Raw genomic sequence first — 14,513 nt, forward strand, 5'->3', positions numbered from 1 at the left:
TCAATGGGTCTCCCCGCGTTCACTCTCACCATCAACCAGATCTGCGCGGTGGAGGTCGTATTCCCGGTCGGCGATCTCCTCGACCACGGCACGCGTCGCTTCACTGTTTGCTGTGGCTTCATCCGATTGCAGATAGGTCTTGGCCGCATAGAGCCGGTCGAGACGGTCCTCGATCCGGTCTTTCAACACGTCAGCATCCCCGTCCCGCAGCCGCTCGATCTGGGCGTCATCAAGCTCCCGCTCGACGGCGTCGCGATAGGCCAGGCGCTGACCGTCATCCTGGAATGGCGAGTGCAGGTTGCCTGCGCGTTCGTGATCAATGACCCGCCGGAGATCGGCATCGGCAATCGGCGCGGCTTCAGCCGTTTCGGTGTCTCGTTCTTCGACCAAATGTTCGCCACGCTCGTTAAGCTGCTCCTCCCGCGCCTCATCAATCACGCCGTCCTGGCGCAGCACCTGGTGGAGCTCGAGCGCGATCCCAAGCTGCACATGGGCCCGGTTGAGGGTCTCGCGCGCGGTCTCCAGGTCCGCGCGGCGCTCCAGATTGAGACCATCCTTCTCGGCCACGCGCGCCAGATCGTCCGCGATCCACTGACGCTCTAGCGCGGCATTCTGTGCGCCGGTCTCCATCCGGGCAACCACGACGGACGAACTGATCCCGGTCCCGCGCAGCGCGGTATCGACCTGCGCCCGAACCTCCGGGTCCCGCAGCCTCTCCAGTTGATCCCGGTCGATATTGACCTCGGAATAGACCCCGCCATCGGATGGCTTTTCAGTGAGCGTCACCGAACGCAATCCCAAGGGCTGCATATGGGCGAGCCGCGACTGGATTTCGTTGAGGCTGCGCTCGAGCCTCGGCCGTTCGGTTTCAGGCTTCTCGGCTATCATGCCCTGAACCCGCGCCACTTGATCGGCATAACGGGTCCTCAGATCCTCGAACGATTGCTCCTCGGCCATGTAGACCCCTCCTTCCAAATTCAGCTTGCCGCCCTTGGCCAAAAGCTCTCCGGACCGGAAGAGCGCATTGGCGATGTCCTCGCGGTTGTCCGCAGAGGCCTCGGCGGCAAGGGAGTGATAGATGATCCTGGTGTTGGCGATCTCTTCGAGGGCGCGGTCCAAGTCTGCCCCGACCCGTGGCCGTGGTTCCGCAGCCCGCCCCTCGTCCTTCGCGGCATAGACCTCGCGAGTGCGCGGCGGATAATGCACGACGCCCCGATCGAGCCGCCGCGTGGCCTCCAGACGCACCCCGAACTTCTCGGCTTCCTCGACCATGGCGAGGCGGAAATCGTCGTAGTTGAACCGGTGGTCGCGCCCCAGAAAGAAGAACTCCCCCTCCTGGGACCGCCGGTTCAATACTATATGGGCGTGGGGATGATCACGGTCCTCATGCACCGCGATGATGTAGTCGAAATGCCCCTCATCCGTCTGGAAAAACCGCTCCGCCACATTGGCGGTGATGTCACGCACATCCTCGCCGCGCGTACCGATCGGATAAGACATGAGCATATGGGTCGTTTGTCCGAGCTTGGGTTTGAACCCCGCACTCCAGCGCTTGACGAACCGCTCTGTCAGGTCCTTGATCTCCGATCCCTCCAGCTTCGTCTTCCCATCCAGGAACCCGCTTGAATCGACGATATGGGAGGACTTCGTGGTCAGGTAATCGAGCTGGTTTGCGAGCTGGGATTTCGTGTGGGTGCCACCGCCGCGGATCGCCTTGAAGACCGCTGCACGGTGACCGGCGGCGGCCCGCACGAGCTGCTTCTGCCGGGCCGCCTGCAGCCCATGCATGGAGCCCCGGATGCGGCTCCAACCGTCCCGGAAGATCTCTCCGGTGACATCATGGACGGCATCATTCAGCCGCATGGGCAAACTCCCTCAGAGCGGCGGTGGCGGTGAGTTGCATGGCGTCCCGGCGGCGACGCAGGAGAAGGTCGATCTCGTCCGCGGAATCGAGAATGAATCGCGCCAGCCCACGCATCTGGGCAAGGCGCAATTCGGAGAACTCAGCCTCCGCACCTCCTTCACTCCCCTGCCCCATTTGGTTGGCTTTGGTCATCTGCTTGGCGATCTGAACGACGCCATTTCCGACCTCATGCAAAGAGGCCCGGTAGCGCGCCATCTCTCCCGCCAGTTGGACGTCCGGAACGAAGGTTCCCCCTGCCGCCTGTATGAGTCGTCTCAGCCCCTCTGTGCGGGTCTCGATCCCCGCCAACGCCAGAACCTCATCGAGTGCCTCAAGTTCTTCAGAGGTCAGTTTCACGGTCACGGCAGAGGTCGCCACGGCTGCATCCCGCTGGCGTTCTTCGTCCGCCTTCAACGTGTACTGGATGGCCCGCGGCGTGACCCCGAACCGCTCCGCGAGCTCCGAGGTCCCCACTCCTTCTCCGGCCTCACGAACAATCTCCGCCCGTTCCACGTCTGTCAGTCTCTTGGTCCGGGTCATGCGAAGAAAGCCCCCCTATTTCCTGCCACCTTCATACGAGGCCGCACACCTACATTACGAAACTATACCAATGTGTCAATGTTATATGTTTGGGTTTCAACTATACGCGGCCTCGTATTCCGCTTCAGGCCGAGCACCTCAGGTGCGAGGCCCCGCCCGAAGGGCCAAATAATTCACCCCCTCTCCACCCGCACTCCGACCGACCTTCCCAATGCCCGCGCCCGAGGTTCTGTCCGAACACCAATCGTGTTCGGACAGAAGCGAGGGGCGGCGCATCTCTTCACCGACGGGACTGACGGACAGGGTCAAGGGCGGCCAGATTTGGCCCGCCAAATCTCTGCCGGAAAAACCGGCGGGCGTCAGCCCGACTGTTATTCCGGATGGCCCCCTTGAGGCTGGCCGGCAGTCCTGTTCCAACCACTGTCTTTGATCCTCAGCAGGACCGCTTGCGGTCCTGGCTTCTTCCCGGAGACACGGGCCGCAGTCAGGGATCTCAGGGGCTGGCGCAGCCTTCCCTGAAACAGGGAAAGGGCCGCCTCGTGGCGGCCCATCCTCGTGAGAGGATTACTCCTGCGGTTCTTTCGCGCTTGGCGGGAACATCACCAGCTCCTGGACTGCGACCGGGAAGTCGAGCTTGAGGCTGAAGAACTCCGAGCCGTCCCCGTTGCGTGTGTTGCGAAACATTGCGCCGACGCGCTGGAACCGGGTGCGTTCGTTGCCGTCGTTGTCGGTGAACTTGACGGGAACGGTGGCGACGTAGTGGTTGGTCATTTGGGTCTCTCCTTTTTGCGATGGGGATCGACCGGCACGGGGGACAAGGGGCGGCCGCAAATGCAAATGCGGAGGGTCCGCGCGCCCCGCGCGTGGAAACCGTATTTGTGTTTGCCGGAGTGTGAGCGGAGGGGACGGACGGCCCGACCCCGTGCGATCCACATCTATGAGCAAAAAGGAGAGACCCGGGTGAGCAGGCGAAAAACTCGACGCCATTGTTTCTGTCGAGTTTGCTCTACGAAAGCTGTGGACGAACTTCTTTATCGCGCTTTGGGCATCGTCCGTGTCGCCCAGCCAATGCGATAGGTTATCTTCAGCTTTGAGTGGTGAATTTCGCTGAAGTGAGTGGGAACCGATGTTACCTGCACCAGGGCTGGGGCCGTGGAGGGCAACTTGTGCGACCGCATCGAAATGGCTCGGCCAATCCTTCGGCAATTAAGATGCGCCCGACATCTTGTCCGTCGACATACAGCGAGCCGCAGAACCGCCCGAAGTTGCACCGGTCGGTACCTTCCGTTCCGGGCTGACAAGCGCATGGCACGCGCTGGAATTCTATCGACGCCGCGCCCCGCACCAACTGGCCCAGCCTGACAGTGGGACGTTCCCCGATCTGACGTTCTGCGGTGCAGGACGGTCGCCACGTTTCTGGCGCGTTAAACCCGACAAGACGAACATTCGCGGTCATGCCCCGGATGTCGACCGTATCTCCATCAATGACCCGGACATCACTGACCCGAAGGCTTCTGCCCTGAGGGGTAGGTTGGACCACAGCAGGCGAATTGCCAGTCAGGTAGCTGGATGACACCCAGCCCGTTCCCAAAGCTGATCGAATTTGTGTCCACTGGCCTTCATCGCGCAGTTCTTCAACGCGCGCACCTTCGGTCAAAACCCCCATCACCGTGTTCGACGTAGACGGACCGGAACGTTGGTTCACGCGCGTGCCTGTCACATAGACGTAAGTGACACCGGAAGGCTCCGGGGTAGAAACTACAGTTGGGCGGTTGGATGGCGACCTTGATGACGAGGCATCAAACAGTGATCCAACCACCGCAATGAACGCGACAATCACAATCAATGGGACCATTATTTTCCGCTGCGCCCGACGCACGGCGCGCCGAGGTGCAGTGATTGCACGGGTCACGGAGACAGGGCGGGGTCGCGCCTGATAGGGCTTGGAGCTACGCTTTGGTGCAGGAGTGACGGGGCGGTTGCTGTTTGTTGATGGGGTTCGGTCCGGCTGCTCTCTCTCCAACTTCAAGATTTTGTGCAAGCTCGCATACTGCGCCTTACTCAGGTGCGTCTTGGTCCCATAACGCTGAAACCGTTCTGCCATGTTTGTCAGAAACGACATTTCCCATTCGCTCGCCCTGCCCGACTGCAATCGGGCGTCGATGCGCGATTGAATCTCTTTGGTGCGTTCCGGGGAAAAGGGCATCGGATGAAGAACCTACGAAATTGTATCCTGCGCAACAAATGTCATCTGAGACAACGGCGTAAAAGATCGAGATCTATTTGACATACTTACATTTGAAACTGATCGCGAAGTCTATGGCCGGGAAACACCGGCGTGAAACGACGAAAGGGCCGCCCGAAGGCGACCCTCTCCTATTCACTCATCTGCTGTCTTCTTTGTCGGGTCCGCAACCCGCATCACAGTCAGTCCTTTTGCTTCCGCCTTCTGCCCGAGGTTCAGCGCGACCCCGTTGCCGCCGAAGAGGACGACCCCGGTTGCGGCGAACTTGTCGTCTAGCATCTCGTCGTTGCATTTGAACGGAGCGGCACGACCATGCGCGGACCAGCGGGGATCGAAGCGCGCCTGCGCGACACCTCGAGCGCGCGCCCACCTGGCCGCAATCATCTCGGCGCCATGCTTGCCGCCTTTGTGGCAGAGGAATATCTCCTGGTTGCGGTTCTGACGGATCCGCTCGCGAACCTTGTCGAGCGTCGAGAAGATGACATCGATATCTGTCCAGTCGGTCGCCCCCGAGACGATCAGGGGCACGCCTTCGACTTTCGACTTGGCCGCTGTCTCGCGATCATGCTGCTCCAGCAGCTGCCGCGCTTCGAAGACAGCCCCTGTTTCTTGCGCCCGTGCGCTCGCACGTGACCCTGCCGCCGGGATAAACGCGTGACCGGTCTCGACTTCGTAGCATTCCGCCGCCGCCTCGCTCATCGTCTCGATGGCGCTCACGATCTCGCGCAGGTGCAGGAAGAGGGTCTGCGCCTCTTCCAGGGCGGTTTCGGCGATCTCCGATCCGTCATGGGACTTTACCAGAGCGCCAATCTTGTCGGCTGTGCGGTCCATTTCCTTACCGAGGGCGACCTTGCGCCGCTGCAGGATGGTGGCGAGCCCGTGGGCGAGCGGTTCGATCTCTGCTTCCAGCCCAGTGTTCCGCAACTGGCCGAGGAGGGCCTCAAATGTTTCGCGGACGACGCAGTCCTTCAGAATGTTGTCTTCCGGGAACGGCAGCTCAGCGCCTTTTTCTGTCAGGCCAAATAGTTCGATGGTCTCGTAGGTGTTTGCTTGGTCGTAAGCCATTGTTCATATCTCCAGATGTTCGGGATTGCTTGGCTCACCACGGGAGTGTGGTGGCATGGCCGAAAATCTGGTTCACCGAATCTGCCCGGGTCAGGGACGGCGCAGCCGCCGGCTTGCCGGGCGCAAAAGTTTTCCGGGCGCATCACTTGCCACAAGCACGTCATCGAACATTTGACCGCTCTCTCCACCCCCGCTGCCCTCGCCGAAAAGTTTTGCGATCCTTGACGCGGGCTGATTTGGGGGCCATCCGGAGGATATGCTTCCGCACTCATGTGTGTGTGGTTTGACGGTAGGTTTGCCCAAACGAGCAGGCAAGCGGCGCGACCGGACGCGGAAGACGGATGAAGCGGCGGGATCGTTTTGCGCCGCAAAACAGACCAGAGCGCAATCCGGCGGAGCGGCCAAGGAGCGACGTGCTCGCGAGACGGGCAAACCGGGATGCCGGGTGCAACGCCGCGGTGAGGCCGCATGGCCGAATGCGCGACGGGCCGAAGGGCCGTTCTCCCCTGCGACAAGCGAAGCCGAGCGGGGGAGGCCGTGAGGCATTGACCTCCCAGCCAGTCGCCCGCACCTCAGCTCTTGTCAGGAAACGCTCAATCCGGTAGTCTGTTGGAACACCGAGAGGCCCGTCATGAGTGTTCAAAAACAGACCGTCAGTTTCACCGATACCGCCTATGCCTTCGCCAAAGAGTTGGTTGAGGCAGGGGAATACCCCAATATGAGTGCGGCAGTGTCGGGTGAATTGGCGAAGGCCAAGGCGGAGCGTCAACGTGAGCAGTCCGTTCTCGAAGCCGAATTGGAACGGCGACTGTCCCTACCGCTCGATCAATGGGAACCGGTTGGTGAGGCTTCGCAAGTCACCACAGGTGCGCGCGCCCATCTGGCCGCGATTTCCCGCAAGACCTGATGCGCTTCGTCCGGCACCCGTTCTTCGAGCGGGATCTTATTGGGATCGTCGACCACATCGTCGAGGTCACCCAAGGCGATACAGCGGCAGCGCTGCGGCGGCTCGACGAGATCGATGCCATGCTTCAAGCCATTGAAGAAAATCCGACCTCGGGCATGCGTCTAGGCGGAAAGCTGGACGGCTGGATCGTGCGGCACGGCGGCTCCGGGTATCGGCTAACCGTCGTGTTTAGGCCGGATGTCGAGGCCGGGATAATCTATCTCGCCGTGGTTGCTTTCGGCGGGCGCGATTGGATGCGGCTGGCTTCTGCCAGAAAGGTCTTCTCCGAGTAAGCTTTCGCCACCTTGCACCGAAACACCACGCGGCCTCATGATGACGAAAGCCAAATGTCAGCTCACGGCAGTAGCAACGAACGGGTCGACCGCCGCCTCGATCTTTTGCGTGCGCCCCATCCAGGGCTCAGGCCGGATCGCCTTGACCCAATCGGCGAAACTCGGGATGAACCCCAGATCCTCACGCACATGCTGTTCACCGACCCAGCGGGTCGGGATCACCCGACCGTTCGATAGGGTGAGCGTGGGCCCAAAGATTGTCTCGGCCATGAATATGCCTTCGGCATGATGACGAAGCGCACGATGGCGGAAATCTGCGGTAATCTCCTTGCTCGCATCAAACCAGCTGTGGAGCGCCAAGTAGTCATCGACCTCGCCGCCCCATTTCTTCACCGAGGACAGGGAATGGTGGTAGGGATGTGCCATTGCCGCCTCCTCAAAATGTATGTTCGTAGGATTCAGTGGCGGTGTAGCGCTCGTTGTGATCGAGCGTGATCACGCGAGATTTCACATCGAAGGTGAACTCGCCATAGGCACCGTCATTGTTCTCCCAGCCGGGATGGGTCTCGGCAAGGAAGTCATAAGCCAGCTGTTCGACCGCCTCTTCGATGGTCATGCTGTGTTCGGTCACTTCCTCGGTCCCCCAACTCGCGCGCGAGAGGGAAATCTGCCCCTTGGGCAGGTCAACATTCTTTCCGCCTGATAGGGCTGAGACGTCTTCGATCTGGCCGCTATCGCCATAGCCATCGAAGGTAACGATAACCTGCGCGATATCTGCTGCCGCGAGGACATCGAAGAGCGCCTTCTTGTTGGCGGGGCGGATGCTTGCAGACAATGCCTCGTAGCGCTGGCGATCGGCGTGATTGCGTTGCATCGAGGCGGACATATCAAAAGTCTGACCCGGGGTGTTGTTGGTATCGGTCATGGGAGTTCTCCCGGAGAGCGGGTAAGGGATGAACCCACCGACGCTCTCTCACCCGGCAGGCTCAACCTGCCACAAGCCCGCTTTCACTCTTTTCCTCGCCAACTGGGTTATGTGACGCGTTGTGGCGGGTCCCTGCCAAGCGACTGTCACCCGAATGGGCGCAGAGCGGCAGTTCCGGACGACCATTTGGCCGCGATCGCACCTGGCTCGTAAGAGACATGTGACAGCGCTACTGGCCAAAGGGAGAACGGATCGGTCGGGCTGCGGGCGCAGCCTACAGCGCGGTGCCACGTCCTTCGGGCGTGGCAGGGCCCAATAACGCTTAGGCCAATAGGATTTTCGCCTGGTCAGATCGTCCAAAGACGGAACGAAAAAGGCGCCATCTCGGGAGGTGAGATGACGCCTGATTTCTTGCGTCCACGCTGCGGGAGGAGGTGCAGCGCAGAACTCCGGTTCGACCCCCAGGGAGGAGGAGAGGAGGTCTAGCCTTCAAGAAAAATGTAGGAAGAATGCTGCGTCGCAACAAGGTAATTCGCTGCAATGCAGCTATGCATGCCATGCAATGCTACATTCTTGCGCATATCGTATACTATTGTTCAGAAATTGGGCGCGCTCTGTGTCGCGGCGACTGCCTCGAGTTGGGGAATGGGAGCAGCGTTTACGCGGCTCCTGTCCGGTAACGATCTTACCTCTGATCGATCAGGCGACCAGTGAAAGACCTCCCGTCTCCTGCGCCTGCTCGCCGCTGTCTACGAAGGGGATGATCGAGAAGGTCTGACCGCCCCGCTGTTCTTCGTTCTGCACGGCGTTGACCCGTAGATCGCCATCGGGCGTGTTGATGAGGAGCGAGACATAGTCATTCCCGGTCCGGTTGCTCTTGGCCATCCAGGCGGAGCCCATCCGGATTGGGTGGCCCCGGGGCGAAGAGACCTCAATCCGGTAGTCGGGATGGGTTTCCTCGGTCTTGAATTCGTTCTCGATCAACATGAAGTCGAGATCGAACATCATATTGGCGATGTATCCGGCAAAGGCGTTGTCGGCATCCATCGCGGTCAGTTCGCCTGAGATCGAACCGGACTTCATCGTGCCGTTCGAGACCAGCGGGATGATTTCAAACGCGCCGCTCTCGGCCTCGCGTGCTTCTTTGGTCTGCACCGCGTTGACGCGGAACGGGCCGAGGCCAACATCAATCTGCATCGAGATATAAGGGTTACCACTGGTATTGCCGGTCTCACTCCAGGCCGTTCCGATACGCACCTTGCGCCCGGATTTGTTCACAGCCGTCACGTCAAAGTCGGGGCTGCGCTCGGACATCTTGGTGCGCGCCTCGAGCTGGATCGCGATATCGAACCGCGCAGAATGGATCATGCCGGAATAGACGGCAGTTGCGGTTTCGGCATTCTTGGTCAGGGTTCCTGCGAACATGGGTCTTCTCCTTGGGTTTTCCGGTGCCTGACTTTTTGCCAGAGCACCCGGGATTGCTTTTCGACCCCTCATGGGATCACCAAACCAAATGGCCTTCTTTCCTTTCTCCCCCACCGCTCAACCCGCGGCACCGCCCGGATCGGTGTCTGCGACCTCCCCACGCGCACCCGTCCCCTGCCCTGTTTCAGCAATGGCTCGGACAGGATCGCATCCGGTACTGCTGAACCCGGACGCCGCGCCGTAGTCCCGGATGGGACGCTTTATCAGTATTGCCTCCCCATCACAGGCGCGGCAAAAAGCGTGGTCCTGCAGGTCGGTGCTTTCCCATGACTGCAACTCAGCATTCCAGCTGGCCCAGCAATCCCGCAGGACGTCTTCGCTGCCACAAGCACTGCAATGGACGGTGACACCCAGATCAGGGCGGGCGACAAAGAATAACGCCTCGTCCCCATTCAGCGTTGTGCCGCTTCGGTCCGTGAGGCCGGTCGAATTGCCATTGGGCAAATAGGTGATCAGGTATTGGCCAAGCGCATCCCGGTGGACACGGTAGCCTTCATTTGACCAGTGCACGGAGTGTCCAGCATCCACGGCGGATTTGATCTCTGCGATGTTCATATTGATCTCCATGGGACGGAAAAAGTGGGAATGCCCACGGGCCCGATCAATCGATCTGGCCCGTGGAATGGTCGGTTTGGAATCTGAACCCATTCGAGCCGACGCGTGTCAGGCGGCTTCCTGCGACGCGCCAGTTTGGGCGCCGGTGATCCGAGACAAGATCGCGGCGGTATCGACGCCCTCCCCGTGCGGCACGAAGACCCGAAGCTGGAAGGCGATGATCTCGGTGAAACACCCGACCGCCTTCAGACCCTCGATGGCACCCCTATCGGCCCCGTCGATCTCGAGGCGGGCCGCGCCCGCGACGCGGCGGCGGGTGAGCGTGAGACCCCGGCCCAGATCGACCGGCGCGGTGGATCCGAGCGCGGCCGTCAGCATGTCCTGCGAGGTTTTCGGGGTGCCGACCATGAACCGCGCACGCAAGGCCGCGGCGCCGTCCTCGCTGACGGTGCGACCGATCATGCTCCCCTGCCCCTCTGGCGTGACCCGGTAGATGCGCTCGTTGCCCGAGGGGATGTCCTTCCAGATCGGCAGCAGCAGCCCGGTCAGCAGGTAAAGCTTCGTCGTCGTCACCTTCGGCAGGCTGTTGGCCTCCTCGTCCCAGAGGCGGCGGAACTCGGACGGCTCGATCTCTTCCCAGGCGGAGGCCTGGAATTTCCCTTCCTCGACATAGGTGGACCCGCTCGGGCGGGTCACCTTGCGCATGAGCGTGACGATCTCCTCGTCATACATCTGCATCGGACGCGAGGAGATCAGCGCCGCACGTCCCGAGGCGCTGTTGATCATCGCAGTCTTGTCGGGGTTCCGGTCCAAAGCTTCTTCTGCCGAGAGCACATGCACTGGGTCCGTCACTTCGAGCCCGATGATCCGGGTCACCGCTCCGGAGCGCGGACAGGTCCAGAGGTCTTCCACCGAGACCTGTTCGATCCTCTCGCCACGCAACGTCTCGACGCCGAGATCGAGCGTGCCAGCCGCCCGCGCCCGCTCGGTCTGATCGGCGATCCGGCTCATGAACTCGGCGAAGAGCGCGTTCTGCATGTGGATGGGCAGCGCCAGCACCCGGTTCAGGAAGCGTTGGATTGGTGGAAGCTCTTCGAGCAGCACGCCGTCCTGGTCGATCAGCCGCAAGGCGGTCCAATCGCAGAACTTCTCATAGCTCATGGCCCCGGCACGCCCGGCGGCCAGGTCGGCGTAATAGCCGCGCAGCGCACCCCTTGCGATCGGGCTCTCGAGATTGTCCTCCTCGCGGAACATGCCCTGCGAGCCGGTCTCGCGCTGGCCCTTGGTGAGCGCCCCCAGCTGATCGAGCCGCCGGGCGATGGTGGAGGTGAAGCGCTTTTCGCCATGCACATCCGAAGTGCAGACCCGGAAGAAGGGTGCTGACACTTGAGCCGAACGATGCGTGCGTCCTAGCCCCTGGATTGCCGCATCGGCGCGCCAGCCGGGCTCCAGCAGATAGTGCCGCCGCCGCTTCTGGTTCTTCGCCGTCTGGGCGGCGTGATAAGACCGGCCCGTCCCGCCGGCATCGGAGAAGATTAGGATATCCTTCTCGCCCTCCATGAAGGCCCGGGTTTCCGAGGAATTGCTGGTGGCGGATCGTTTCTCGATGAAAAGCGCGCCATCGCTGGATTTCAGGGGTCGAATGGAGCGCCCGGTTACTTCGGCCACGGCCTCATCCCCGAAGGCCCAGAGGATCTGGTCGAGCGCAGAAGGGATCGGCGCAAGGGACATCAGCTCCATCATTGCCTCATCGCGCAAGGCCTCGGCTTCGCGGGAGACGAGCAGGGCGCCATTGGCATCCCGCAGCGGCTCGGCCACGACATTGCCGTCGATTTCCACGAGTTTCTGGGCATGGATCGGGAAAGCCTGTTCGAGGTAGGAAAGCACATAATCCCGAGGCGTCAACGCGCCCTCGACCAGATCGTCTTCGGGGTCCATCGCCTCGAGCCGGCGTTTCAACAGGCTCTCGCCCGTCGAGACCACTTGGACGACACAGGCATAACCGTCCGCAACATCCTCTTCAATGGCGCGGATGACGGTCGGGGCTTTCATGCCCATCAGGAGGTGATTGAAGAAGCGCTGCTTTGTGCTCTCGAAGCGCGACTTGGCTGAGGCCTTGGCGGCCGACGCATTGGTCTGGCCGGAGGCATCGTTGACACCGGTCGCGGTCAGCGCCGCCTCGAGATTGTGATGAATCGTCCGGAAGGCGCTGGCATAGGCGTCGTAAATCTCGATCTGGGCCGGCGTGAGCGCATGTTCGAGCACATCATACTCGACGCCATCGAAACTGAGCGCCCGCGCCGTGTAGAACCCGAGGGTCTTCAGATCGCGGGCCACGACTTCCATCGCCGCCACCCCGCCGGCCTCCATCGCTGAGACAAAGCTCTCGCGGCTCAGGAAGGGATATTCGGACCCCTGGCCCCAGAGCCCGAGCCGGGAGGCATAGGCCAGGTTCTGAACGCTAGTGGCCCCGGTTGCCGAGACGTAAAAGACCCGAGCGCGCGGCGAGGCGAGCTGCAGGCGCAGTCCGGCCAGGCCCTGCTGGGAGGGTTTGACCCCCCTGCCCGCGTCGGACCCGGCGGCATTCTGCATGGCGTGGGCCTCATCAAAAGCCAGAACGCCGTCGAAGTCTGCGCCCATCCAGTCGAGAACCTGGCTGAGCCGGGTCGTGCCGCATTTTCCCGCGGAGCGCAGCGTCGCATAGGTTACGAAGAGGATGCCGTCTTCCATCGGAATGGGTTGATCTGGCTTCCATTTCGAGAGGGGCTGGATGTCGGCGGGCGAGCCGCCGAGATCGGTCCAGTCGCGGATTGCGTCCTCGATGAGCGTGGCGGATTTGGAGATCCAGACCGCCTTGCGACGACCCGCAAGCCAATTGACCAGGATCAGCCCGGCGCATTCCCGGCCTTTACCGCAGCCAGTGCCGTCGCCGAGGAAATAGCCGAGGCGATAGGCGCGTGCATCTGAATCATCGTCCGCGCGGGTCATCCGGGTCTGGTCGTCGTCGATGGTGAACCGGCCCGGCAGGTCACGCGCGTGGGCATCATTCGCCATGAGGATGGTCTCGAGTTGGGCCTCTGAGAGATGACCCCCCTCGATCAGGCGGCCGGGCAGCCGCAGCTCCGAGGCGGCTTCGCTCGACGGCACAGGCGGCGCCACCGAGGCCATGGCGATGCTCTCGACCAGCGGGGTCGGGTGTTCCTGGGCACCCACGATCTCGATCCGCTGCGGACGATAACGGGCATAGATGTCCGAGACGGGGGTATTCTCGCGTGGGGTGGCGAGGCAGGTGAAGGCCAGCGGGATGGCGGCATGCGATTTGGGTTTGGCAGATGCCGCCTGGGCGATTGGGCGCTCGCGTGCAATAGGGAGACCGACCCGGCGCGACCCACGCCGTGCCTGCGCACTGGCCTGGACAAGATGGGCAGCCGGTCGGGTCGCGGCGACGTCATCGACGATGCGCCGCGCTGCATCCAGATCATCGACAACCGCGCGGACGAATTCGACCTCCTCGTGCACCTTGTCGAAGACCATGAGCTGGGTTTCCACCGTGGTGCCGAGTTTGCGGTAAACGTGGCCGGGGATCGTGAGCGCGAGGCGAGGCTTTGCGATGGCTGAGGCCCGCGCCCAATGCGCCGCGTCACGTTCTGGCGAAAATCCCATCGGCATGATCGCCACGAGACGCCCGCCGGGCGCCAGGCGCTTGGCGGCGCCGATCAGGTGCTTGGCCGCGATATGCCTGTCCCGCGACCGGTCGACCGAGGAGGCGAAAGGCGGATTCATCACGATGACACCGGGGGGGTCAGACACCGTCAGGAGATCGTCGATATGCTCGGCGTCAAAATCGGTCACCTCGCTCCCGAACACCGCCTCGAGAAGCGCCCGGCGGAAGGGATCGATCTCGTTAAGCATCGGCTTGCCGCCCGCACAAACTGCAAAACCGGCCAGTGCGCCGGTGCCGGCCGAGGGTTCGAGGAAGGTCTCGCCGGGGCGGATGGCAGCGGCACACGTGACCAGGGCTGCATAGGCCAGCGGGGTGGAAAATTGCTGCAGGCGGATTTGCTGCTCGGAGCGCCGGGTCTCCGTCAGGAGCCGTGACGCGAGCAATCTGGCCATCGCAAGCGCGTCCAAACCGCTGTCCCGCACAATCTGCATCACCGCGGCGGCCTGCATCAGGTCATAGGCCATGCGCCAGGACCACGCGCCGCCGGCATCGCTGCCGCCGAAGATCTCGCGCATGATCCGCGCCAGCGATGAGCTCTTGAGCGGTTGCTTTTCAAGCTCGCTGCCGATCAGCGGCAGAGCCTGCAGAAGCTGTGGTTTCGATGGGAAATTGGGTGTGAGTTCCGGGTTTCGGTTGTCCATGTCGTCTGTCCTTTGAGTCAGGTTGCGGGTCCGACAGGACAGAAAGCCGCCTCTGCGCTTTCAAATGCGCGGAGGCGGCTCAAGGCAGGACAGATGACGACGCTGGCGGCGGTTATGAACCAGTCCGGGTTTACCGGAGACGTTGGAGTTCGTCACTCAGCGGCTATTTTAGCCGTGAGCTCTTCGTTGTA

12 protein-coding genes are annotated in these 14,513 nt (G+C 61.9%); 2 read left to right on the forward strand and 10 right to left on the reverse strand.

Annotation, left to right across the window (positions count from 1 at the left end; all coding sequences use genetic code 11):
• The 5 genes from D8Z78_RS21445 to D8Z78_RS21465 form a co-directional block, all read right to left on the reverse strand.
• Window positions 1-1,863: a relaxase/mobilization nuclease domain-containing protein gene (locus D8Z78_RS21445; RefSeq protein ID WP_121632701.1), complete on the reverse strand. Its 1,863-nt coding sequence runs from the start codon at window positions 1,861-1,863 to the stop codon at window positions 1-3.
• Window positions 1,850-2,443, reverse strand: a complete 594-nt coding sequence (locus D8Z78_RS21450; RefSeq protein WP_121632703.1) for a transposase — start codon at window positions 2,441-2,443, stop codon at window positions 1,850-1,852. Before D8Z78_RS21450 ends, D8Z78_RS21445 begins: the two co-directional genes overlap by 14 nt.
• A 564-nt stretch (window positions 2,444-3,007) precedes the next feature.
• Complete coding sequence (locus D8Z78_RS21455; protein WP_076626064.1) at window positions 3,008-3,214, reverse strand: hypothetical protein; 207 nt, start codon at window positions 3,212-3,214, stop codon at window positions 3,008-3,010.
• Window positions 3,215-3,572: 358 nt separating this feature from the next.
• On the reverse strand, window positions 3,573-4,649 hold the full coding sequence (locus D8Z78_RS25385) for an SH3 domain-containing protein (RefSeq protein WP_121632704.1): 1,077 nt from the start codon (window positions 4,647-4,649) through the stop codon (window positions 3,573-3,575).
• 174 nt (window positions 4,650-4,823) lie between these two features.
• Window positions 4,824-5,753: a DUF2493 domain-containing protein gene (locus tag D8Z78_RS21465; RefSeq protein WP_121632706.1), complete on the reverse strand. Its 930-nt coding sequence runs from the start codon at window positions 5,751-5,753 to the stop codon at window positions 4,824-4,826.
• Between the two features lie 631 nt (window positions 5,754-6,384).
• Here D8Z78_RS21465 and D8Z78_RS21470 point away from each other — a divergent pair.
• Entirely contained in the window at window positions 6,385-6,660 is a 276-nt protein-coding gene (locus tag D8Z78_RS21470; RefSeq protein WP_121632708.1) for a hypothetical protein, read from the forward strand.
• Entirely contained in the window at window positions 6,660-6,992 is a 333-nt protein-coding gene (locus tag D8Z78_RS21475) for a type II toxin-antitoxin system RelE/ParE family toxin (protein WP_121632709.1), read from the forward strand. Before D8Z78_RS21470 ends, D8Z78_RS21475 begins: the two co-directional genes overlap by 1 nt.
• Before the next feature lie 57 nt (window positions 6,993-7,049).
• Here the strand turns inward: D8Z78_RS21475 and D8Z78_RS21480 are convergent, their stop codons facing one another.
• From D8Z78_RS21480 to D8Z78_RS21500, 5 genes are all read right to left on the reverse strand, one after another.
• Window positions 7,050-7,418: a DUF6915 family protein gene (locus D8Z78_RS21480; RefSeq protein WP_121632711.1), complete on the reverse strand. Its 369-nt coding sequence runs from the start codon at window positions 7,416-7,418 to the stop codon at window positions 7,050-7,052.
• Between the two features lie 10 nt (window positions 7,419-7,428).
• Entirely contained in the window at window positions 7,429-7,917 is a 489-nt protein-coding gene (locus tag D8Z78_RS21485; protein ID WP_121632712.1) for a DUF6878 family protein, read from the reverse strand.
• Between the two features lie 699 nt (window positions 7,918-8,616).
• Window positions 8,617-9,342 carry a DUF736 family protein gene (locus D8Z78_RS21490; RefSeq protein ID WP_121632714.1) on the reverse strand — a complete coding sequence of 242 codons (726 nt, stop codon included), beginning with the start codon at window positions 9,340-9,342 and terminating at the stop codon, window positions 8,617-8,619.
• Window positions 9,343-9,459: 117 nt separating this feature from the next.
• Window positions 9,460-9,969: a hypothetical protein gene (locus D8Z78_RS25390; RefSeq protein WP_206169722.1), complete on the reverse strand. Its 510-nt coding sequence runs from the start codon at window positions 9,967-9,969 to the stop codon at window positions 9,460-9,462.
• A 96-nt stretch (window positions 9,970-10,065) separates the two neighbouring features.
• On the reverse strand, window positions 10,066-14,322 hold the full coding sequence (locus D8Z78_RS21500) for a strawberry notch family protein (protein ID WP_121632716.1): 4,257 nt from the start codon (window positions 14,320-14,322) through the stop codon (window positions 10,066-10,068).
• Between the last annotated feature and the right edge of the window lie 191 nt (window positions 14,323-14,513).

The sequence above is a fragment of the Tropicibacter alexandrii genome (assembly GCF_003667315.2).
GTDB lineage: Bacteria > Pseudomonadota > Alphaproteobacteria > Rhodobacterales > Rhodobacteraceae > Tropicibacter > Tropicibacter alexandrii.

What these genes read in the sequence shown, in the direction of transcription:
- D8Z78_RS21445 (WP_121632701.1), bottom strand. Translation starts at nt 1,863, where the DNA reads ATGCGGCTGAATGATGCCGTCCATGATGTCACCGGAGAGATCTTCCGG.
- D8Z78_RS21450 (WP_121632703.1), bottom strand. Translation starts at nt 2,443, where the DNA reads ATGACCCGGACCAAGAGACTGACAGACGTGGAACGGGCGGAGATTGTT.
- D8Z78_RS21455 (WP_076626064.1), bottom strand. Translation starts at nt 3,214, where the DNA reads ATGACCAACCACTACGTCGCCACCGTTCCCGTCAAGTTCACCGACAAC.
- D8Z78_RS25385 (WP_121632704.1), bottom strand. Translation starts at nt 4,649, where the DNA reads ATGCCCTTTTCCCCGGAACGCACCAAAGAGATTCAATCGCGCATCGAC.
- D8Z78_RS21465 (WP_121632706.1), bottom strand. Translation starts at nt 5,753, where the DNA reads ATGGCTTACGACCAAGCAAACACCTACGAGACCATCGAACTATTTGGC.
- D8Z78_RS21470 (WP_121632708.1), top strand. Translation starts at nt 6,385, where the DNA reads ATGAGTGTTCAAAAACAGACCGTCAGTTTCACCGATACCGCCTATGCC.
- D8Z78_RS21475 (WP_121632709.1), top strand. Translation starts at nt 6,660, where the DNA reads ATGCGCTTCGTCCGGCACCCGTTCTTCGAGCGGGATCTTATTGGGATC.
- D8Z78_RS21480 (WP_121632711.1), bottom strand. Translation starts at nt 7,418, where the DNA reads ATGGCACATCCCTACCACCATTCCCTGTCCTCGGTGAAGAAATGGGGC.
- D8Z78_RS21485 (WP_121632712.1), bottom strand. Translation starts at nt 7,917, where the DNA reads ATGACCGATACCAACAACACCCCGGGTCAGACTTTTGATATGTCCGCC.
- D8Z78_RS21490 (WP_121632714.1), bottom strand. Translation starts at nt 9,342, where the DNA reads ATGTTCGCAGGAACCCTGACCAAGAATGCCGAAACCGCAACTGCCGTC.
- D8Z78_RS25390 (WP_206169722.1), bottom strand. Translation starts at nt 9,969, where the DNA reads ATGGAGATCAATATGAACATCGCAGAGATCAAATCCGCCGTGGATGCT.
- D8Z78_RS21500 (WP_121632716.1), bottom strand. Translation starts at nt 14,322, where the DNA reads ATGGACAACCGAAACCCGGAACTCACACCCAATTTCCCATCGAAACCA.